Source organism: Pantoea sp. MHSD4 (assembly GCF_021043305.1).
Lineage (GTDB): Bacteria > Pseudomonadota > Gammaproteobacteria > Enterobacterales > Enterobacteriaceae > Pantoea > Pantoea eucalypti.
This window is the reverse complement of sequence record NZ_JAJNDH010000007.1, coordinates 206964-227257: the sequence shown is the minus strand read 5'-3', so window position 1 is coordinate 227257 and position 20294 is coordinate 206964. Positions and strand designations below refer to the sequence as shown.

The following is a 20294-nucleotide window of genomic DNA, read 5'->3' as shown; positions in this document are numbered from 1 at the left end:
GTTCGCGCGGACTGACAAGTGTTTATTGCGAAAAGATTACTGTTCGCAGTAATTTTCATCAAATCGCGCTATTTCGCTACGATTTGCCTGGTAACTGTGCAAAATCATTAGCAAAAGTGCGTACCTGCTGCCAGTCCGTGTACTCCACTTCTTTTGTGGAATCGGTCTCACCGCCAGTCATACGCATAATCAACTGAATCATGACGCGATCAAACCAGCGATAGCGCGGATAATAGAGCGCGCCCGCAAACACGGCACAGCAATCAGGTTGCCACGGCGAGCTGGCCAGGAACTTCTGCGTATAAGCATTCGTTTCAGGAGAACGCTTCTCAGGTTTGCGCGCCGTGAGGTTTACCGAAAAGAAACCACTGGTACGCTGCTGCAATGCAGGGAGGTGAAGCTTTACGAACTTATCGACGACCGGCTGGAAATGACCGTAGCGAATAGAGGCGCCAATCAGCACGCGATCATACTGCGCCCAGTCAGGCAGAGCGGCATCCTGAATATCCAGCACATCGCATGGCTGGTGCTGACGGATCATCTCGGCTATAGAAGAGGCAATCTTCTTTGTTTGTCCGTCGCGGGTGGAATAGAGAATCAGCGCTTTCATATCAGCATCCTTATTAATTATTCACGCCAGAAAGTAGGCGTGAACAGCACCAGCAAGGTAAATACCTCGAGACGCCCGAACAACATGGTGGAGATAAGAATCCATTTCGCCACGTCATTCATTGAAGTGAAGTTATCGGCCACAACCCCTAAACCGGGCCCGAGGTTATTCAGCGTCGCGGCAACGGCAGCAAATGCCGAGAAGTCATCGACACCGGTGGCAATGATCGCCAGCATGCTGACCAGGAACACCAGCGCATAAGCCGAGAAGAATCCCCATACGGCCTCAAGGATACGCTCAGGCAATGCCCGATTCCCCAGCTTAATGGTGTAGACCGCATTCGGGTGAACCAGACGCTTAAGCTCACGGTTACCCTGCTTGCATAATAGCAGGATGCGGATAACCTTCAGGCCACCGCCGGTTGAACCGGCACAGCCGCCGATAAAGGCGGAGCACAACAGCAGCACCGGCAGGAACAAGGGCCAGCGTGCGATGCTGTCGGTCGTGAATCCTGCCGTGGTGGCCATGGAAACGACCTGGAAGAAGGCCTGGTTCAGCGTTTGCCAGCCACTGTCGTAAACATTGTGGAACCAGAGCACCAGCGTGCAGATCAACACCAGCGTCAGCTGAACGCCTATAAACATGCGGAATTCAGGATCGCGCCAGTACACGCGCAGATTGCGCCCGCTTAACATGGCAAAGTGAAGGCCGTAGTTACAGCCTGAGATCAGCAAAAACACCGCCACGATAGTATTGATAGTGCCGCTGTGAAAATAGCCGATGCTGGCATCATGGGTTGAGAAGCCGCCAATCGCGATGGTCGAGAAGCTGTGACCAATAGCATCAAAGGCCGGCATGCCTGCCAGCCACAATGCCAGCGCACAGGCCACCGTCAGCAGAACATAGATCAGCCAGAGTGTTTTCGCTGTTTCGGCAATACGCGGCCGCATTTTATTATCTTTCAGCGGCCCCGGCATTTCAGCGCGATAGAGCTGCATACCTCCGACGCCCAGAATCGGCAATATCGCCACCGCTAACACGATGATTCCCATACCGCCCAGCCACTGCAGCATCTGTCGATAGAAGAGAATAGCCTTGGGCAGCGAGTCCAGCCCCACCAGCGTAGTGGCCCCGGTCGTTGTCAGGCCAGAGAAAGATTCAAAGAACGCATCCGTCACGGAAAGATGGGGCTGTTCGGCAAAGATAAAGGGCATGGCCCCTACGCTGCCCAGCACCGTCCAGAACAGCACGACAATCAGAAACCCTTCCCGCGGTTTGAGTTCGGTTTTCTTTTTGCGATTCGGCCACCACAGCAGCGAGCCGATCACCAGCGCCATCATAAAGGTCTGGCTAAACGCCCGCCCCGCGCCATCGCGATAAATCAATGCGACCAGGCCGGGCAAAATCATCGTCACTGAAAAGAGGATCACCAGCAGACCGACTATGCGGGTAATGGCGCGAAAGTGCATTCAGCCGTTCCTTTAAATAATAGAGATGAACATCAGGGTGTGAGCGGGATCAGCGATAATGCACCCCGACTAAAGTCTGACAGATTTTTTTTAAATCCGTCGATTTGTCCGTAAGGTACAGCCAGCGTCAGCGCAATGCGATCCTGAAACTGACTGTCGGTCACCTTACCGTCAAAACGCTGTACCAGCCGTTCAACATCACTGAGCTGTGGATAGTCACATTGCAGAGTGAACAGCTTCATCGGCACTTTGCGCTGTCGTGGCAGCAGCTTAAGCCCCTGCTGAACGCCACCACCATAGGCTTTCACTAAGCCGCCGGTTCCCAGCATGATGCCGCCGTAGTAACGCACCACCACGGCAGTAATCTCGCCAATATCCGCGCCCATCAGCTGCGCCAGCATCGGTTTCCCTGCTGTACCCGAAGGTTCACCATCATCAGAGAAGCCGAGCTGTTGAGAATCATTCGGCGCGCCCGCGACCCATGCCCAGCAGTGATGCCGGGCAGCCGGATGCTCGTTTTTGACCTGCTGGACAAAGGCGCGCGCCGCCTCTGCCCCCTCGGTGTGCGCCAGCAGCGTAATGAAGCGACTCTTTTTGATCGTCTCCTCACTGCTGCTCACGGGCACCGCGGGAATATCAAAGGCTTCCATCAGGCCAGATGCAGATCGCGGGTCATGTTCTCAACGCGATGCGCATGGATCACCACGTTATCCTCGATACGAATTCCGCCATAAGGCCGAAGTGCATCGATAGCCTGCCAGTTAAAGTGCTGACTGAAACGGCCTGCACGCAGTGGTGCCAGTAATGGGTCAATAATATAGAAGCCTGGCTCGATGGTTAATACCATGCCCGGTTGCAGCACGCGGGTACAGCGAAGATAAGGATATTGCGCAGGCGCGGCCAGATGCGTGCCCTGATCATCCTGCATAAAACCCGCTACGTCATGCACCTGCAGACCCAGTGGGTGCCCCAGCCCATGTGGCATAAACGGCCCGGTCAGATCTTCAGCCACCAGCGCTTCTTCGCTGATGCCCTGCACCAGCTCAAACTTCAGCAACATCTTCGCAATACGCTGATGCATCTGAAGATGATAATCGGTGTAGCGCACGCCCGCTTTCAGCGTGGCGATCAGCGCCAGCTCTTCCGCGTTCATCGCCTCAACCATTCTGGCATAGAGCGAACTGCTCTGCGCCGCATAGCTGCGGGTCAGGTCGGCGGCGTAGCCAAGATACTCAGCGCCCGCATCAATCAAAAAGCTGTGGCGTTTCGCCGGCGGCTGATGATCCAGCCGGGTGTAGTGCAGCACCGCAGCGTGTTCATTCAGCGCAATGATATTGCCGTACGGCACATCGGTATCGCGATGACCGGTCGCGGTCAGATACGCCTGGTTGATATCGAACTCGCTTAAGCCCGCCGAGAACGCCTCTTTCGCTGCGCGATGACCCGCCACTGCCAGCTTCTGCGCCTGGCGCAGACAGGCGAGTTCATAATCTGTTTTGATACTGCGATGGAAATGCAGGAAGTCGATCACCGCTTTAGGATTGATATTGCCGGAGGCGATACCAAGCTGTGCCGCCCGTGCGTTGATCGGGCCGATATAAGCGACATTATCACGCTGTGCAGGCAGCAACTGCGCAATCTCATCCGCATTTTTCAGGCCGATAACCTCGACATCTTCAGTCCAGAAGCTATCCGGCAGAGGTTCAACGTTATGCCAGTAATCCACCGGAGAGTAGAACCACAGTTTCGGTTTGTTCACGCCATCAATCCATAGCCAGCAGTTGGGAACCTGTGTCACCGGCACCCAGGCCTTGAACTGCGGATTCACCTTAAACGGATAAGTGTGGTCATCCAGAAACACCGTCAACAACTCACCGGAATGGATCAACATCGCATCCAGTTTATTGCGTGCCAGCACCTGCTGCGCCCGTTGTTGCAACGTGGCGATGTGCGCGTGATACAAGGTCTTCAGTGAATCCATTGACGTCTCTCCAGTGTCGCGAAATGGCCGCAAGTTTAGCATACCCCTTGCGCAGTTGCTGATGTCGACACGGCTGTGATCTTGTTAGCAAATAAGCAAAGAGCAGTTTGCAAATAATTAACATCCCTCCCACACTCACGATCATCTGGTATGACCAGATCACCTTTCGCGGTTTCAGGAGACGCACATGCTCTACCAAGGCGCTAACCTTACACTTCACTGGCTGGACGATGGTATCGCCGAGCTGGTTTTTGACGCTGCAGGCTCAGTCAACAAGCTTGATACGCAAACTGTCGCCAGTCTGGGCGAGGCAATTGCAGTGCTGGAGCAGCAGCCAGATCTTCGCGGCCTGCTGTTGAGCTCCGCTAAACCTGCTTTTATTGTGGGTGCGGATATCACCGAGTTCCTTTCACTGTTTAATGCACCCACCGAAAAGCTGAGCCAGTGGCTGAGCTATGCCAACAGCATCTTCAATCGTCTGGAAGATTTACCCGTGCCGACCCTGGCCGCCATTGACGGCTATGCGCTGGGTGGCGGATGTGAGTGTGTGCTGGCAACCGATCTGCGTATTGCTACTGCGGACGCCCGCATTGGCCTGCCGGAAACCAAACTTGGCATCATGCCTGGCTTTGGTGGCAGCGTGCGGTTGCCACGCCTGCTGGGTGCCGACAGTGCACTGGAAATTATTGCGGCGGGCAAAGATGTTGATGGCAATGCCGCCCTGAAACTCGGTCTGGTCGATGCCGTGGTCGCTCGCGAAAAACTGCGCGAGGCGGGGATCACCATGCTCAAAGCCGCCGCCACTGATGGCAGCTGGCGCGCGCGCCGGGCACCGAAACTGGCTCCGCTGAAACTCAGCCCGATTGAAGCAGCCATGAGCTTTTCTATTGCGAAAGCGATGGTGCTGCAGACTGCAGGTAAACACTATCCCGCCCCGCTGATGGCAGTGAAAACCATTGAAGCGGCGGCCAGCCTTGGCCGTGACGATGCATTGAAACTTGAAACCGCGGCGTTTGTGCCGCTGGCGCAGTCTGATGAAGCTCGCGCTCTGGTCGGCATCTTCCTTAACGACCAGTACGTCAAAGGCCTGGCGAAAAAGCGTGGCAGCGAAAGCGGCGCCCCCGCTCAGGCGGCAGTACTGGGCGCAGGCATTATGGGTGGCGGCATCAGCTACCAGTCTGCGTGGAAAGGCGTGCCGGTCAGAATGAAAGATATCAACCCACAGGCGCTAACCCTGGGGATGAACGAAGCCAGTAAGTTACTTAATAAGCTGTTAGAACGCGGCAAAATCGACGGCAACAAACTCGCCAGTGTGATCGCCACTATCCAGCCCACACTCGATTATGCCGGTTTTGATCAGGCCGATGTGGTGGTGGAGGCCGTGGTTGAGAACCCGCTGATCAAGGCCAAAGTGCTGGCTGAAACCGAACAGCATCTGCGTGAAGACGCGATTCTGGCCTCCAATACCTCGACCATTCCTATCAGCCAGCTGGCGCAGGCGCTGCAACGCCCGGAAAACTTCTGTGGCATGCACTTCTTCAATCCGGTGCCACGTATGCCGCTGGTTGAAGTGGTTCGTGGCGAGAAAACCAGTGAAGCCACGCTGAGTAAAGTGGTGGCCTGGGCCAGCAAAATGGGCAAAACCCCTATCGTGGTGAATGATTGTCCCGGCTTCTTTGTTAACCGGGTGCTGTTCCCCTACTTCGCCGCTTTCAGCCTGCTGCTCCGCGACGGCGCTGATTTCCGCCAGATTGATAAAGTAATGGAAAAACAGTTCGGCTGGCCGATGGGTCCCTCCTGGCTGCTGGATGTGGTAGGCATCGATACCGCACATCACGCGCAAAGCGTCATGGCGGACGGTTTCCCGGATCGTATGAAGCATGACTATCGTGATGCGATTGACCTGCTGTTTGATGCCGGTCGTTTTGGCCAGAAAAATGGCAAAGGTTTCTGGCGCTGGGAAGAGGATAAAAAAGGCAAGCTGAAGAAAGTGCCCGATGCAGAGGTGGACACACTGCTGCAACAGGTCTGTCAGCCCGCGCGGGTCTTCAGTGACGAAGAGATCCTGAACCGCATGATGCTGCCGATGCTGAATGAAGTGGTGCGCTGCCTTGAAGAGAAGATTATCGCCTCACCCGCTGAAGCAGATATGGCGCTGGTATACGGCCTTGGCTTCCCGCCGTTCCGTGGCGGCGCATTCCGCTATCTCGATACCCTTGGCAACAGTAATGTGGTCGATCAGGCACGCCGCTATAGCGCGCTCGGTGGGCTCTATGCCTTGCCTGCGCTGCTGGTGCAGAAAGCCCATCAGCATGAAAGCTGGTATCCCGCCGCTAAACCGATTGATGAAGCCGCGCTGAAAAGCGCCTGAGGGCAAAAAGATGGAAAATGTGGTGATTGTTGATGCGGTGCGCACGCCAATGGGACGTTCAAAAGGCGGAGCCTTTCGGAACGTGCGCGCTGAAGACCTCTCTGCGCACCTGATGCGCGAAATTCTGAGCCGCAACCCGGCAGTGGATCCGAGTTCGCTCGACGATATCGTCTGGGGCTGCGTACAGCAGACGCTGGAACAGGGATTTAATATCGCGCGTAACGCCGCGCTGCTGGCCGAAATCCCGCACTCTGTACCGGCCACTACCGTTAACCGGCTGTGCGGTTCGTCAATGCAGGCGCTGCACGATGCGGCCCGCACCATTATGGTGGGCGATGCACAGTGCTGCCTGATCGGTGGCGTGGAGCACATGGGGCACGTGCCGATGAATCACGGTGTGGATTTTCATCCCGGCCTGGGACGCACCGTCGCCAAAGCCGCAGGCATGATGGGCTTAACTGCCGAGATGCTGGCACGTATGCATCATATCAGCCGGGAGCAGCAGGATGCGTTTGCCCTGCGTTCGCACCAGCGCGCATGGCAGGCCACCCAGCGCGGCGACTTCGCCACTGAGATTGTCGCCACTTATGGACACGACAGCGACGGCATTCTTAAACGCTATGACTTTGATGAAGTGATCCGCGAGGAGACCAGCGCCGAAGGACTGGCGGCGCTCAAACCCGCCTTCGATCCGGTGAATGGCACCGTCACGGCGGGCACGTCGTCGGCGTTGTCAGATGGTGCAGCCGCCATGCTGGTCATGAGTGAATCACGCGCCCGTGAACTGGGGCTGACGCCACGCGCCCGCATCCGCAGCATGGCAGTGGTCGGCTGTGATCCGTCGATCATGGGCTATGGACCGGTTCCGGCCAGTAAACTGGCATTGAAACGGGCGGGGTTAAGCGTCAGTGATATCGACGTGTTTGAACTGAACGAAGCCTTTGCCGCGCAGACGTTGCCCTGCATCAAGGACTTAGGTTTGCTGGAGCTGATGGATGAAAAGGTGAATCTGAATGGCGGTGCGATTGCTTTAGGCCATCCGCTGGGCTGTTCCGGCGCGCGCATCAGCACCACACTGCTGAATATTATGGAACGACGCGATGCCCGTTTCGGACTCGCTACCATGTGCATCGGACTGGGTCAGGGGATTGCGACCGTATTCGAGCGTCTGTAATACGTTGAGTCTTACTTTGTCAGATTTACCCGCCGTTAACCGGCGGGTTTTTTCTGTCTGCTACAGCCTGCTACCGGGAATCAGATAAAGGCAAACGCATCGCCATACATCTGTGACTCTACGGCGCCACGCTCGGCACAGAAACGATCGCGGGCAATCTTCGCCATCTCAAACCGTCCGGCGATGTAGATCTCATGCTCGCTCAGCGTGCTGAAGTCCTGCATCACGGCTGTCAGGACCGTGCCTGACCGACCCTGCCAGCCCGCTTCGGGCTGCTCGACGACCGGGATCACCTTCAGGTTCGGGTGCTTGACTGCCAGCGCATCCAGCTCGTCCATATCGTACAGATGCTTGAGCTCACGTCCGCCCCAGTAAATGGCGATATCGCGCTCTGGCTGTTCCGCCAGCGCGGTAAGCAGAATTGAACGGGCATAGGAGAAACCGGTGCCGCCCGCAATCAGAATCAGCGGCTTAGTGCTCTCTTCGCGCAACCAGGCGTCGCCGTGCGGCATATCAACCGTGATCTGGCGATCGTTACGGATGCGATCCATAACGGCCATGGCATAGAGGTTCAGATCGGACGCGCCGATATGCAGCTCAATGATATCTTTTTCCATCGGCGTTGAAGCCAGTGAGAACGGACGCTTGTCGCGCTCATCCATCACTACCATCAGATACTGTCCCGCGCGAAAACTGAACTCCGCTTCAGGGATCAGGCGAACGCGATAGACCGTGTCGGTAATCGCCTCAACTGAAGTTACTTTACAGCTTAACGTTGTCATGCGTTCCCTCTGTCGGGTCGTCTTTATGGTTGTGCTCGCCATCAACGCTGTGGCGGCTGATCAAAAATACCTAGCTCATCCCAGATGGCATCAATGCGCGCGGTGACCGCAGGGTCTTTCACAATGGGTGTACCCCATTCGCGCTGCGTTTCACCCGGCCACTTGTTGGTCGCATCCATCCCCATCTTCGATCCCAGCCCGGACACAGGCGAGGCGAAATCGAGATAATCGATCGGGGTATTTTCCACTAATACCGTATCGCGAGCCGGATCCATACGCGTGGTGATCGCCCAGATCACATCGTTCCAGTCACGCGCATTAACGTCATCGTCACACACAATAACAAATTTGGTGTACATGAACTGCCGTAAAAACGACCAGACGCCAAACATGACACGTTTGGCATGCCCTGCGTACTGCTTTTTAATTGTCACAACCGCGAGGCGGTATGAGCAACCCTCTGGCGGCAGATAGAAGTCCACGATCTCCGGGAACTGCTTCACCAGAATCGGCACCAGCACTTCATTCAGCGCCACACCCAGTACCGCAGGTTCATCCGGTGGACGGCCAGTGTAGGTTGAGTGATAGATAGGCTTATGGCGCTGCGTAATATGCGTCACAGTAAACACCGGGAAGCTATCTACTTCATTGTAGTAGCCCGTGTGGTCACCGTAAGGGCCTTCCGGCGCCATATCGCCCGCTTCGATATATCCTTCCAGCACGATTTCAGCGCTGGCAGGCACCTCGAGATTGTTCGAGAGACACTTCACCACTTCTGTTTTATTGCCGCGCAGCAAACCGGCAAACGCATATTCTGACAGCGTATCAGGCACCGGCGTCACGGCACCAAGAATGGTGGCAGGATCGGCACCCAGCGCCACCGACACCGGAAAACGCTCACCCGGATGCGCTTTCGTCCACTCCAGATAATCAAGCGCACCGCCACGGTGCGACAGCCAGCGCATAATCAGACGATTTTTGCCGATCACCTGCTGCCGATAGATACCAAGATTCTGCCGCTCTTTATGGGGACCACGCGTCACAGTCAGGCCCCAGGTAATCAGCGGTGCCGCATCACCGGGCCAGCACTTCATCACCGGAATGCGCGTCAGATCAACGTCATCGCCACTGAACACCACCTCCTGACAGGGTGCATTACGCAGCCGTTTGGTCGGCATGTTCAGAACCTGCTTAAACTGCGGCATTTTATCGAACAGATCGCGGAAGCCTTTTGGCGGCTCCGGTTCTTTCAGGAAGGCCAGCAGTTTACCCACTTCACGCAGTGCGCTGACCTCCTCCTGGCCCATGCCCATTGCCACGCGCTTTGGCGTGCCGAACAGATTGCACAGTACCGGCATGTCGTACCCTTTCGGGTTTTCAAACAGCAAGGCGGGACCACCGGCGCGCAGTGTACGGTCGGCAATTTCGGTCATTTCCAGTTCGGGATCGATCGACTGGGTAATGCGCTTTAGCTCACCGCGCTGTTCGAGCAGCGCGAGAAAGTCTCTTAAATCGTGATATTTCATGCGGCTTTAGCTTTCCGGCCAGAGTGAATCGGCCATTATAGGTCTGATTAAGCGGATATGCTGAGGTTTATAGTGCAGCCTCTTAAGCAGACGTCAATTTTCAGTTACCTTTTCACCTGCCAGCCGGCCTGTTAAGAAAAGTCTCAGTTTATTTTCTTTGCAGGACGCTTTACCCTGCCCCTGCGCTATAACTCTGGCAGCAGGTTTGCTATTCTTAGCGTCCATTCAATGGGAGCAGTTATGGAATCCTGGTACTTACTCTATTGCAAACGTGGACAGCTATTGCGCGCGAAGGAGCATCTGGAGCGGCAGGAAGTGCATTGCCTGAGTCCGATGATCGCTCTGGAAAAGATCGTGCGCGGAAAACGTACCACGGTGAGTGAGCCACTGTTTCCAAATTATCTGTTTATTGAATTCGATCCGGAAGCGATTCACACCACGACCATCAGCAGCACGCGCGGTGTCAGCCACTTTGTGCGCTTCGGCACCACACCTGCGACCGTGCCATCGGCCGTGATTGAAGCGCTGGAGACTGATGTCCCGCAAATCCTGCTTGATCCGGAAACCCCTCAAAGCGGCGACGAAGTGGTTATCACTGAAGGGACCTTTGAGGGGCTGCGCGCCATCTTTGCCGAGCCGGATGGTGAAACACGCTCGATTCTGTTGCTTAATCTGCTGAACAAGCAGGTGATGCGCAGTGTGGATAACAAGCAGTTCCGCAAGCTTTAAGCCAGTCTGAACAACGTCCGCGCATTCTGATCAATGCGGACCGCCAGTTCCTCAGCATTCTCCCCACGCCATGTCGCCACCTGATGCACAATATGCGGTAAAAAGCAGGGTTCGTTCCGGCGTGAAGTCGGGCGCGGACGCATGTCGCGTGGCAGCAGATACGGCGCATCGGTTTCCAGCAGCAGACGATCGGCCGGAATCAGTGGCAGCAGCTCTCGCAGTTCCAGACCACGACGCTCATCGCACACCCAGCCCGTGATCCCCACGGATAATCCCATGGCCAGACAGCCTTCAAGTTCATCACGCGTGCCGGTAAAGCAGTGAATCACCGCACCCGGCAATTTTGGCAGCCAGGGTTCAAGCACCGCGGCGAAACGTGCATGGGCTTCACGGCAGTGAAGGAACACCGGCATGTTGAGTTCCGCCGCCAGTGCCAGCTGTGCATCAAACGCATACTCCTGCTGCTCATGCGCCGACAGGTTGCGATTAAAATCGAGCCCGCACTCACCGATAGCCACCACTTCCGGTTTTTCAGCCAGTCGACGCAGGGTACTGGCAATGTCCGTGGACCATTCGCTGGCATGATGAGGATGAACGCCTGCGGTAGACCAGCAGAAATCGGGTTGCGCTTCAGCCAGCCGCTGAGCCTGCTGGCTCTCCAGCGCATTAGTGCCGGTAATAAGCATGCCGGTGACGCCCGCATCACGCGCGCGTTTAACCACCTTTTGCCGGTCGGAGGCGAATTGCGTGCTGGTCAGGTTTACACCGATATCAAACATAATTTTTCCCACAGTTTATAAACAAAAACCGCCCATCAGGGCGGTTTGGATTGATCGCTTCCCGCCAGTGCGGGTAACGGTAACGCTGTCGGCATCAGGAGTCGATGTTCTCGTCCTCATCCTGTGACCGGCGGCCTTTACCCACGTAGTAACGGGAAAAGAATACGCCGACTTCAAACAGGCAGTACATCGGAATAGCGAGCAAAGTTTGGGAAAAAACATCCGGCGGTGTGAGCAACATCCCGACGACGAAGGCACCCACCAGAATATAAGGACGTTTCTTCTTCAGATCGTCCGGACTGGTGATGCCGGTCCAGCACAGCAACACAATCGCCACCGGCACTTCAAACGCCACGCCAAATGCCATAAACAGCGTCATGACAAAATCGAGGTATTTGGCAATATCTGTCGCAACGGTGACACCGATCGGCGCGGTTTTGGTGAAAAAACCAAATGCCAGCGGAAAGACCACAAAATAGGCAAACGCTACGCCGAAATAGAACAGGAAAGTGCTGGAAAAGAGCAGTGGCATAACCAGCCTGCGCTCATGCCGGTATAGCGCCGGAGCGACAAATGCCCAGACCTGATAGAGGATCACTGGCACCGCAAGAAACACCGACACAATGATAGTCAGCTTAATCGGGGTGAAAAACGGTGAGGCGACATCAGTCGCGATCATGCTCGATCCAACCGGCATCTGGCTAATCAGAGGTGCCGCGACCAGCTGGTAAATATCATTGGCGAAGAAAACCAGCACCAGAAAAATCGCTAATACTGCGATCATGCAATTCAGTAGTCGCTTACGCAGCTCAATCAGATGACTGATGAGCGGTTGAGTATCTTCAACGGCCATTATCGTTCATCACTTGCAGAAGAGGGTGGAGCGGAATGTCGCGCAGTATTGGCCGGTCTGGCGGCTTCAACCGCAGGCGCCTGTGCCGGTGCGCTGGCCACGGCGGCAGGTGCGGCAGAAGATTGCACAGCCGGCGCGGATGAAACGGCTGACGGAGCCTGTGCCGGGGCAGTGGCAACAGCGGAAGGTGCCGCAGCAGGTTGCACAGCCGTGACAGCGTCTGAAACCGGAGCAGGGGCCTGTGCTGGCGCGCTGGCCTGATGTTCTGCGGTAGCCGGTGTCGCCGAAAGTTCCGCCGTGCCAGACTCAGATGCGTCTCCTGCTTCTGAAGCAGGATGAGACACGGGCCTGTGCTGGGCCGAGTGAATGGTGTTTGCCTCGTCTTCCTCTTTTTCAATGTCGATGCTCTGACTGACCGAGCGTTTCATTGAATCCGCCGTTTTACGCAGCTCTTCCATCGACTCTTTCAGCTCAGGTGAGAGCGTGCCGCGGCTCGCTTCTTCCACCTTTTTCAGGCTGTCCTGCAGCTCCTGCAGCTTGAGCTCCTGCGCCAGTTCATGTTGCACATTGGCTGCCAGCGAACGAATCGCCCTGATCCAGCCGACTACGGTTTTCACCGCAACCGGTAAACGTTGCGGGCCGAGTACAATCAGCCCGATAACGAACACTAATACCAGTTCACTAAAACCAATATCGAACACGGTTTACACCTGCTTGTCGTTCTTGGTGTCTTCTTTGGTAGCCGAAGTGTGCTGTTTATCAGCCAGCGTTTTGGCCGCGAAGTCAGCATCCTGCTCTTTCGGTTGATCCTTTTTATCGTCCTCGTCACTCATGGCTTTTTTGAAGCCACGAATCGAAGAACCTAAATCCGAACCCAGATTACGTAATTTGTTGGTACCGAACAGAAGTACAACAATGACGGCAATGATTACCAATTGCCAGATACTGATACCGCCCATGAGATAGCCTCTAATATTCTGTGAAAACGATGAGGTAATGCACCACAGAGTGCCCTTTTCAACCGGGCCTGAGCCAGCGACATTACCTTTTTTTAGACGGACGTGACAATCAGTTTGTCTTACGCCAGCCGATTAACCAGGAGACGATTCCCGCCGCCATTAACACCGCCGGGAAGAAGTCCCAGTCCGGTCGGGTGAGCAGTACAGCCGTTCCGCTTAACAGCAACGTTGCCCCGACGCCAAACAGGTAGCGCGCCTGATGGTGACGAACGCGCTGTGCGTGCATATCACCCACCAATTTATCGACGCTATGCCGTAGCAACTTGTGCTGGCGCAGGCTGTCGTAAAACAGCTCGGGCAGCTCGGGTAACTTTTCAGCCCAGAATGGCGCTTTCTCTTTCACCGCACGGATAATGGCCGGCAGACCGACCTGATCCTTAATCCACTCTTCCAGGAACGGCTTGGCTGTCTTCCACAGATCGAGCTGAGGATAGAGCTGACGGCCAATCCCTTCCACATAAAGCAGCGTTTTTTGCAGCAGGACCAGCTGCGGCTGCACTTCCATGTTAAAGCGGCGTGCGGTGTTAAACAGGTTCAGGAGCACATGTCCGAAGGAGATCTCAGCCAGCGGCTTTTCAAAAATCGGTTCGCAGACCGTACGAATCGCAAACTCGAAATCTTCGACATTGGTATCGGGCGGCACCCAGCCGGAGTCTACGTGCAGTTCCGCGACCTTACGGTAATCACGGTTAAAGAACGCGATAAAGTTTTCCGCCAGATAACGCTTATCTTCTTTGTTCAGTGAACCCACGATACCGCAGTCAATGCCGATATATTGTGGATCTTCCGGATGGTCATAGCTGACAAAGATGTTGCCCGGATGCATATCCGCATGGAAGAAGCTGTCGCGAAAGACCTGGGTGAAAAAGACCTGCACGCCACGTTCAGCCAGCAGCTTCATATTCACGCCATGGCGTTCCAGCGTAGCAACGTCAGAAATCGGAATGCCGTAGATACGCTCCATCACCATCATGGTTTCGCTGCAGTAATCTGAATAGACTTCCGGTACGTAGAGCATGCGGCTGTCTTCAAAATTCCGGCGCAGCTGAATGGCGTTGGCTGCTTCACGTAACAGGTTCAGCTCATCAAGCAGGGTTTTCTCATAATCGCGCACCACCTCGACCGGACGCAGACGGCGGCCATCCGGCAGCAGACGCGGAACCCAGCGGGCCAGGCGATAGATCAGCTTCATGTCCGCTTTGATCACCGGCAAAATATCGGGGCGGATCACTTTGATCACCACTTTCTTGCCGGTCGATTTCAGCGTGGCGGTGTGCACCTGTGCAATGGATGCCGACGCCAGTGGCTTGATATCAAAATCATCAAACCAGGTTTCAATCGGCGCGCCCATTGAGGCTTCAATCTGCGCTTTCGCTTTGACGCCATCGAAGGGCGCTACGCGGTCCTGCAGGATCGCGAGTTGATCGGCGATCAGCGGCGGGAAGAGATCCCGACGGGTCGAGAGCATCTGCCCGAACTTGATCCAGACCGGACCCAGTTGCTCCATCGCCATGCGCATACGTGCGCCGATGGGTTCATGCTGATGCAGATTCGGGATCCAGAAAACAGAGCGACGCCACAGGCGAAACAGGAATGTGAGGCGTGTCTGAGGTATCAGTTCATCAAGGCCATAGGTCAGAAACACCTTCATGATCAGATATAAGCGGCGGATCTCTCCAAAACTCATTTTGCCTCCAGCTGCGCCAGACGCGCATCAAGCGCCTCAAGCGAACGTTCCATCGCGTCGACCTCCTCAGAAAACCAGGCTAATTCCAGCGAGCCAGGCGCAACACGCCACTCTTCGGTGATAGCCTGTCCGAGATAATCCTGGCGACGCTGCACTTCGCCTGTGAAAAAGCGGAATGCCTGTTGCGAGCGCTGACTGATGCCCTGTGCGGCGATATCGCCTACCCAGGGAGCCAGATATTCTGCCGGGTCCAGCTCAGCCAGATCCATCAGCGCGGAGAACTGCTGCACTACCTGCAGGTCGCCATCAACCTGCAGCTCACCGCTGCGAATCAGCGGCGTCAGCTGCTGGCGATCGCGCAGCTTCGTCAGCGTTTTCAGCGAGGTGATCACCGTGCAGTCACTGCTATCCTGCCAGTCCGATAACACGTCCAGTTGCTGTTCACTGAAAACCAGCACCAGCGGATAAGAGAACTCAGTCAGGCGCAGCGTCAGCACTTTGCCATTCAGACGTTGCCGCGCCGGTTTCAGGCCGCGATCGCGATAGAGAATACGGTTCAGCGCCGTTTCCAGGCCCGCGGTAATCAAGGGCATCAGGTTCATTACCATCTCACTCAGAACTTAAATCCACGATGCAGCGCGACAATGCCGCCGGTCATATTGGAGTAAGTGGTATTTTCAAAACCGACATCGTTCATCATCGCTTTCAGGGTCTCCTGATCGGGATGCATACGTATCGATTCGGCCAGATAGCGATAGCTCTCTGCATCCTGCGCCACCAGCTGTCCGATACGCGGCAGAATGTGGAATGAGTAAGCGTCATACGCCTTGCTCAGCGGATCCAGCACCGGCTTAGAGAACTCCAGAACCAGCAGACGTCCGCCCGGCTTAAGGACACGGAACATCGAGGCCAGCGCTTTCTCTTTTTCCGTGACGTTGCGCAGACCAAAGGAGATGGTGATGCAGTCGAAATAGTTATCGGGGAAAGGCAGAGCTTCTGCGTTGGCCTGTACGTAACTCACATTGCCAACCACACCCTGATTGCGCAGCTTTTCGCGGCCCATCTTCAGCATGGAGCTGTTGATATCGGCCAGGACAACCTGACCGGTTTCGCCCACCAGGCGAGAGAATTTTGCGGTCAAATCGCCCGTACCGCCGGCCAAATCTAACACGCGCTGACCGCGACGTACGCCGCTGCTGTCAATGGTAAAACGCTTCCAGATACGATGGACGCCAAACGACATCAAATCGTTCATCAGGTCATATTTTGCCGCTACGGAGTGAAACACGTCCGCGACTTTGTCAGCTTTTTCGCTTTTGGCGACCGTCTGAAAGCCAAAATGGGTGGTTTCCTGCTGTGATTCATCTGCCATCGGTTTTACCTGCTCCACAAACAATACTTCCCGAAGTGTATCAGAGTCACGGAAGTCAGGCACGCTGCGCCCATACTATTCGTGGAGGCGTCTCACACGCGGCTCACTCTCATCCGCATCCCTGTCGTCATCTGCATCCTCATCCGCCCGGTTTTCCGGCATGGCGCGTTCGGCCAGTTGCGGGTTGATGGGCCGTTTGATCTCCACGCCCAGCGCCCGAAATCCCTCTGTCTGCGCAATCAGGTTGCCGCGCCCCTCTGACAGCTTTTTCATCGCCTCGCGATAGCTGTTTTGCGCCTTATCAAGACTGTGACCAATGCCGGTCATGTCATCGACAAACAGCCGCATCTTGTCATAAAGCCGGGTTGCCCGATCGGCAATACGCTGTGCATTGCGGCTCTGATGCTCATAGCGCCAGAGATTATTAATGGTTCGCAACGCCACCAGCAGTGTGGTGGGGCTGACCAGCATGATGTTCTGCTGCAGTGCCTCGCCAATCAGCTCAGGCTGGCGATCAATGGCCAGCAAAAAGGCGGGCTCAACCGGGATAAACATCAACACATAATCCAGCGATCGTAAACCGGGCAACTGTTGATAATCTTTTCGGCCCAGCAGACGGATGTGCGCCCGCATGGCAGCGACATGCTCCTGAATCGCCTGCTCACGTTCAATTTCATCTTCTGCATTGAAGTAGCGCTCATAAGCCACCAGCGTCATCTTGGCATCCACGACGACATCTTTGCCCTGCGGCAGACGCACTATTACATCCGGCTGCATCCTGCCCTGTTGTTCTGACTGAATGCTCACCTGGGTTTCATATTCATAACCTTCACGCAGTCCGGAGGCTTCCAGCACGCGGCCCAATACAACTTCACCCCAGTTACCCTGAATTTTGTTGTCGCCCTTCAGCGCTTTGGTCAGGTTTAATGCCTCCTGCGCCATCTGCGCATTCAGCTGCTGTAACTGCCGGATTTCATGGGTCAGGGTGTGGCGTTCACGCGCCTCTGCGCCAAAGCTCTCATGAACCTGACGACGAAAGCCATCAAGCTGCTCACGCAGCGGGCCAATCAGCCCATCCAGACTCTGGCGGTTTTGTTCATCGACGCGACGGCCGCTGTTTTCGAAAATACGGTTGGCGAGGTTTTCAAACTGGGCGCTGAGGCGTTGTTCGCTGTTGGTCAGCAGGCGCTGTTTCTCTTCAGCTGCGAAGCGGGTCTCTTCCAGGCGGATGGTCACTTCACGCAGTTCTGCTTCCTGCGCGCTGTTAACCTCCAGCTGATTACGCAGTTCACGATTGAGCTGTTCGCTTTCATTGCGCCAGTAATCAAGCTGTTGCAGTCGCTCATTGGCACCGCTTAGTGCGCCGTGAAGCTGACGCAGTTCCTGCTCACGCTGCTGCGTCTGCTGCTGAAGCTGTTCGATTTGCTGCTGCTGGCGCTGTTGCGCCTCTTCCTGCAGACGGCGCTCGGTCTGGAAACTGGCGACCTGATGACCGGCACGTAACTGTGCCAGCATCCAGCCAATCCCTAACCCGGCAAGCGCCAGACAGGCGCTGATGATGATGTGCTGATCCATGATTTCCCCGCGACTCAGGCTGCTGAGGGAAAAGGTAGAGTCGCACTGTATGAATGTCCAGACAATTTTAGCCAGACTCAGCGGCTTACAGAGCCGCCACCGTCAGCTTTCCAGCCTGCCACGCATCAATCAGGAAAAACGGCATCGGCAGCAGCCATTCACCGTTTTTGACCTGCGCCAGATAGTGCCAGGTTGTCTCGCCGGAGGTGATCGCGACGCGCTGCCGGCTACCGTCAGCGGCGCTGGTTTTACCGGTCATACTGGCAAATCCCGCATTACTACCAACGTGAAAATGCGGCGTATTCCAGCGCACAGGCCTATGGTCAGGCCACGGCTGGGCCTGATGGAAATGAAACAACTCATCATGGCTCAGGAGGCTTTCGCGCACAGTTGGCCACAGCGCTACCTTGAGGAAATACTGGTCGGTGAAGCGTTCACTGCCCTGATACTGCGCGATGAAATCACGCATCGCCTGTTCCACACCCCGGAAGACGCCGTGACAGCCGCCCCACATCCCTGCCAGCAGCAGTTCGGTATGAGAGAAGTAGTCACGCATATGGTGGAACCAGTAAGGCGACGCCAGCCAGGCATTAACCGCCGCCGCTTCGCGCTCCGAGAGCAACGAGTCGGCATCGCGCACGATAAAGCGCTTCACCGCGGGATCGTCGAGCACCAGAAAACGCCACAGGGTTGGATACACGATTTTTTCGTGAGACATATCGACCAGCTGGACGTGCGACTGGTCAAGGCGCTGCCAGACATGCTGCGGTACGCTGTCATCAAGATAGATGCGACAGACCCAGCCGGGATAAAACTCAGGCGCGACTTCAACGTTTTTGATTAAGGTTTCGCAGTAACGTGGCTGATCGCCATACAGGCAGAAAGCAATGACATTCTGCTGCGGCTGACGGAGATCAACAGGCTCAGGTTGCGGAGCGGGAAAGGCCATGCGCTGCCCCTGACTGAAACGTGCATCAGAACGCATCAGCGACGCCAGACCGTAACGTGCGACTTCGTCCTTTTTATCCAGCCAGCCACACACTTCGGTCAGGCCATCCAGCCAGGTTTCAGAAGCTGTAGCCTGCACAGCGGGCGGTGACTGATAAATCTTCTGATAGATTTTGTACGCTTTATTGTACTGACCCAGACGCAGCAGACAAAGGGCGTAGTCGCTCAGCACCTGCATCTGGTTGGGCATTGAGCGCAGCACCTCTTCGCAGCACTGGGCTGCCAGCGCATAGTCGCCCTGTTGCATGGCGGCACGGAAACGTTCGGCACTGCGTTCCAGGCGGGCATTGAGTGCGGCAGGATTCGCGCCGGGGAGAGGACGTCGGACAGGAATGGTGTTGCGCATAAACACTCTCAGGTTTCACTGACGTTACGCGCCATTAACGACCGGCAGCAGGTTTTGAGTCTGGACAAAAACCTGCTGCCTGACGCGGCCTACAGCAAGCGACGCGCCGCTTCGACCACAATCTTCACTGCGTCACTTTCTGTCTGTTTCATGGTGACCGCATCCGGGATCTCTTTCTGCGTGCGGTTCACAATCACGCCCGCCACCATGCCGGCTCGCAGACCCTGGCTGGCGCACATGGTTAACAGTGTAGCGGATTCCATCTCATAGTTAAGTACACCCATCTCCTGCCACTCTTTCATCGAACCTTTAAAGCGGCTGACGACGCGGCCTGAAACAGTGTCGTAACGCTCCTGGCCCGGATAGAAGGTGTCAGATGAGGCGGTGATACCGATATGGGTCTTCGCGCCACAGGCTTCTGCGGCAGCAACCAGTGCGGTGGTACAGGCAAAATCTGCCACTGCCGGGAACTCCATCGGCGCAAAATGCAGGCTGGCCCCGTCCAGACGAACCGATGCGGTGGTCACCAGTACATCGCCAACATTGATATGTGGCTGGATCGCGCCAGTGGTCCCGACACGCAGGAAGGTGCGCACGCCGAGCTGTGCCAGCTCTTCCACCGCAATCGACGTTGAAGGACCGCCAATACCGGTTGAGCAGACCACAACGGGTTTACCATCAATTTTTGCCAGCCATGAAGTAAATTCACGGTGTGATGCGAGATGCGTGGCATCTTCCATCAGTCCGGCAATTTTCTTCACACGCTCCGGATCGCCCGGCACAATCGCCAGGGTGGCGCCCTGCAGATCGGCTTTAGTCAGGCCAAGATGGAAAACGTCAGACTGTGTCATTTTTCAGACTCCTGTTAAGGGAAGGTAGCGCGCCACTCTACGCCAGCACGCCCGATAAATATGTGACAGCATTCACTTAAGAAAATGAAAGTTACATTTCCAGCCAGATGAAATGTGATTGATATCACACAATAACATCTTCCTGGTCCCGATAGCTCTTCG

Annotated in this window: 19 protein-coding genes; 3 read left to right on the top strand and 16 right to left on the bottom strand. The window is 55.6% G+C overall.

What is annotated here, in order from left to right:
- Positions 1-76: 76 nt before the first annotated feature.
- The 4 genes from hemG to pepQ are packed head-to-tail and all read right to left on the bottom strand — an operon-like array spanning position 77 to position 4060.
- The gene (gene hemG / locus LQK91_RS19415; protein ID WP_039658599.1) at positions 77-610 is read right to left on the bottom strand and encodes a menaquinone-dependent protoporphyrinogen IX dehydrogenase; all 534 of its coding nucleotides are present in this window, start codon (positions 608-610) and stop codon (positions 77-79) included.
- 17 nt (positions 611-627) lie between these two features.
- The gene (gene trkH, locus LQK91_RS19410) at positions 628-2079 is read right to left on the bottom strand and encodes a Trk system potassium transporter TrkH (RefSeq protein WP_004571219.1); all 1452 of its coding nucleotides are present in this window, start codon (positions 2077-2079) and stop codon (positions 628-630) included.
- A gap of 32 nt (positions 2080-2111) precedes the next feature.
- Positions 2112-2729 (bottom strand): IMPACT family protein, encoded by a 618-nt coding sequence (locus LQK91_RS19405; RefSeq protein ID WP_008926464.1) that lies wholly within the window; start codon positions 2727-2729, stop codon positions 2112-2114.
- The gene (pepQ, locus tag LQK91_RS19400; RefSeq protein ID WP_105100017.1) at positions 2729-4060 is read right to left on the bottom strand and encodes a Xaa-Pro dipeptidase; all 1332 of its coding nucleotides are present in this window, start codon (positions 4058-4060) and stop codon (positions 2729-2731) included. The genes LQK91_RS19405 and pepQ overlap by 1 nt, the downstream gene beginning before the upstream one ends.
- Before the next feature lie 187 nt (positions 4061-4247).
- Between pepQ and fadB the strand changes: the two genes are divergently transcribed.
- Positions 4248-6431, top strand: a complete 2184-nt coding sequence (fadB, locus tag LQK91_RS19395; protein WP_008926463.1) for a fatty acid oxidation complex subunit alpha FadB — start codon at positions 4248-4250, stop codon at positions 6429-6431.
- Between the two features lie 10 nt (positions 6432-6441).
- A complete protein-coding gene (gene fadA, locus LQK91_RS19390) occupies positions 6442-7605 on the top strand; it encodes an acetyl-CoA C-acyltransferase FadA (RefSeq protein WP_008926462.1) in 1164 nt (387 codons plus the stop codon).
- Positions 7606-7685: 80 nt separating this feature from the next.
- Here the strand turns inward: fadA and fre are convergent, their stop codons facing one another.
- Entirely contained in the window at positions 7686-8387 is a 702-nt protein-coding gene (gene fre, locus LQK91_RS19385) for an NAD(P)H-flavin reductase (protein WP_008926461.1), read from the bottom strand.
- Positions 8388-8428: 41 nt separating this feature from the next.
- Positions 8429-9913, bottom strand: coding sequence for a 4-hydroxy-3-polyprenylbenzoate decarboxylase (ubiD, locus tag LQK91_RS19380; RefSeq protein WP_008926460.1), 1485 nt, complete (start codon positions 9911-9913; stop codon positions 8429-8431).
- A gap of 240 nt (positions 9914-10153) precedes the next feature.
- Here ubiD and rfaH point away from each other — a divergent pair, with 240 nt between their 5' ends.
- Positions 10154-10642 (top strand): transcription/translation regulatory transformer protein RfaH, encoded by a 489-nt coding sequence (gene rfaH, locus LQK91_RS19375; RefSeq protein ID WP_008926459.1) that lies wholly within the window; start codon positions 10154-10156, stop codon positions 10640-10642.
- On the opposite strand, the gene tatD is transcribed toward rfaH, so the two are convergent.
- From tatD to udp, 10 genes are all read right to left on the bottom strand, one after another.
- Positions 10639-11421 (bottom strand): 3'-5' ssDNA/RNA exonuclease TatD, encoded by a 783-nt coding sequence (tatD, locus tag LQK91_RS19370; protein WP_039658603.1) that lies wholly within the window; start codon positions 11419-11421, stop codon positions 10639-10641. The two genes, rfaH and tatD, sit on opposite strands and share 4 nt — an antisense overlap.
- A 94-nt stretch (positions 11422-11515) precedes the next feature.
- On the bottom strand, positions 11516-12274 hold the full coding sequence (tatC, locus tag LQK91_RS19365; protein ID WP_008926457.1) for a Sec-independent protein translocase subunit TatC: 759 nt from the start codon (positions 12272-12274) through the stop codon (positions 11516-11518).
- On the bottom strand, positions 12274-12975 hold the full coding sequence (gene tatB, locus LQK91_RS19360) for a Sec-independent protein translocase protein TatB (protein WP_078805033.1): 702 nt from the start codon (positions 12973-12975) through the stop codon (positions 12274-12276). The genes tatC and tatB overlap by 1 nt, the downstream gene beginning before the upstream one ends.
- Before the next feature lie 3 nt (positions 12976-12978).
- On the bottom strand, positions 12979-13233 hold the full coding sequence (gene tatA / locus LQK91_RS19355; protein WP_008926455.1) for a twin-arginine translocase TatA/TatE family subunit: 255 nt from the start codon (positions 13231-13233) through the stop codon (positions 12979-12981).
- A gap of 109 nt (positions 13234-13342) precedes the next feature.
- On the bottom strand, positions 13343-14980 hold the full coding sequence (gene ubiB / locus LQK91_RS19350) for a ubiquinone biosynthesis regulatory protein kinase UbiB (protein ID WP_008926454.1): 1638 nt from the start codon (positions 14978-14980) through the stop codon (positions 13343-13345).
- Positions 14977-15582 carry a ubiquinone biosynthesis protein UbiJ gene (ubiJ, locus tag LQK91_RS19345; protein ID WP_008926453.1) on the bottom strand — a complete coding sequence of 202 codons (606 nt, stop codon included), beginning with the start codon at positions 15580-15582 and terminating at the stop codon, positions 14977-14979. The genes ubiB and ubiJ overlap by 4 nt, the downstream gene beginning before the upstream one ends.
- A gap of 11 nt (positions 15583-15593) precedes the next feature.
- Positions 15594-16352 carry a bifunctional demethylmenaquinone methyltransferase/2-methoxy-6-polyprenyl-1,4-benzoquinol methylase UbiE gene (ubiE, locus tag LQK91_RS19340; protein ID WP_008926452.1) on the bottom strand — a complete coding sequence of 253 codons (759 nt, stop codon included), beginning with the start codon at positions 16350-16352 and terminating at the stop codon, positions 15594-15596.
- Positions 16353-16427: 75 nt separating this feature from the next.
- Positions 16428-17927: a DNA recombination protein RmuC gene (rmuC, locus tag LQK91_RS19335; RefSeq protein WP_105100016.1), complete on the bottom strand. Its 1500-nt coding sequence runs from the start codon at positions 17925-17927 to the stop codon at positions 16428-16430.
- Positions 17928-18012: 85 nt separating this feature from the next.
- Positions 18013-19281, bottom strand: coding sequence for a tetratricopeptide repeat protein (locus LQK91_RS19330; protein WP_105100015.1), 1269 nt, complete (start codon positions 19279-19281; stop codon positions 18013-18015).
- Between the two features lie 89 nt (positions 19282-19370).
- Positions 19371-20132 carry a uridine phosphorylase gene (udp, locus tag LQK91_RS19325; RefSeq protein WP_008926449.1) on the bottom strand — a complete coding sequence of 254 codons (762 nt, stop codon included), beginning with the start codon at positions 20130-20132 and terminating at the stop codon, positions 19371-19373.
- Positions 20133-20294 lie beyond the last annotated feature (162 nt).

Coding starts and splice junctions, on each gene's coding strand:
- fadA (WP_008926462.1), top strand. CDS start 6,442: ATGGAAAATGTGGTGATTGTTGATGCGGTGCGCACGCCAATGGGACGT.
- ubiB (WP_008926454.1), bottom strand. CDS start 14,980: ATGAGTTTTGGAGAGATCCGCCGCTTATATCTGATCATGAAGGTGTTT.
- udp (WP_008926449.1), bottom strand. CDS start 20,132: ATGACACAGTCTGACGTTTTCCATCTTGGCCTGACTAAAGCCGATCTG.
- fadB (WP_008926463.1), top strand. CDS start 4,248: ATGCTCTACCAAGGCGCTAACCTTACACTTCACTGGCTGGACGATGGT.
- LQK91_RS19405 (WP_008926464.1), bottom strand. CDS start 2,729: ATGGAAGCCTTTGATATTCCCGCGGTGCCCGTGAGCAGCAGTGAGGAG.
- rfaH (WP_008926459.1), top strand. CDS start 10,154: ATGGAATCCTGGTACTTACTCTATTGCAAACGTGGACAGCTATTGCGC.
- fre (WP_008926461.1), bottom strand. CDS start 8,387: ATGACAACGTTAAGCTGTAAAGTAACTTCAGTTGAGGCGATTACCGAC.
- rmuC (WP_105100016.1), bottom strand. CDS start 17,927: ATGGATCAGCACATCATCATCAGCGCCTGTCTGGCGCTTGCCGGGTTA.
- tatA (WP_008926455.1), bottom strand. CDS start 13,233: ATGGGCGGTATCAGTATCTGGCAATTGGTAATCATTGCCGTCATTGTT.
- tatC (WP_008926457.1), bottom strand. CDS start 12,274: ATGGCCGTTGAAGATACTCAACCGCTCATCAGTCATCTGATTGAGCTG.
- ubiE (WP_008926452.1), bottom strand. CDS start 16,352: ATGGCAGATGAATCACAGCAGGAAACCACCCATTTTGGCTTTCAGACG.
- LQK91_RS19330 (WP_105100015.1), bottom strand. CDS start 19,281: ATGCGCAACACCATTCCTGTCCGACGTCCTCTCCCCGGCGCGAATCCT.
- tatD (WP_039658603.1), bottom strand. CDS start 11,421: ATGTTTGATATCGGTGTAAACCTGACCAGCACGCAATTCGCCTCCGAC.
- ubiJ (WP_008926453.1), bottom strand. CDS start 15,582: ATGAACCTGATGCCCTTGATTACCGCGGGCCTGGAAACGGCGCTGAAC.
- trkH (WP_004571219.1), bottom strand. CDS start 2,079: ATGCACTTTCGCGCCATTACCCGCATAGTCGGTCTGCTGGTGATCCTC.
- ubiD (WP_008926460.1), bottom strand. CDS start 9,913: ATGAAATATCACGATTTAAGAGACTTTCTCGCGCTGCTCGAACAGCGC.
- hemG (WP_039658599.1), bottom strand. CDS start 610: ATGAAAGCGCTGATTCTCTATTCCACCCGCGACGGACAAACAAAGAAG.
- pepQ (WP_105100017.1), bottom strand. CDS start 4,060: ATGGATTCACTGAAGACCTTGTATCACGCGCACATCGCCACGTTGCAA.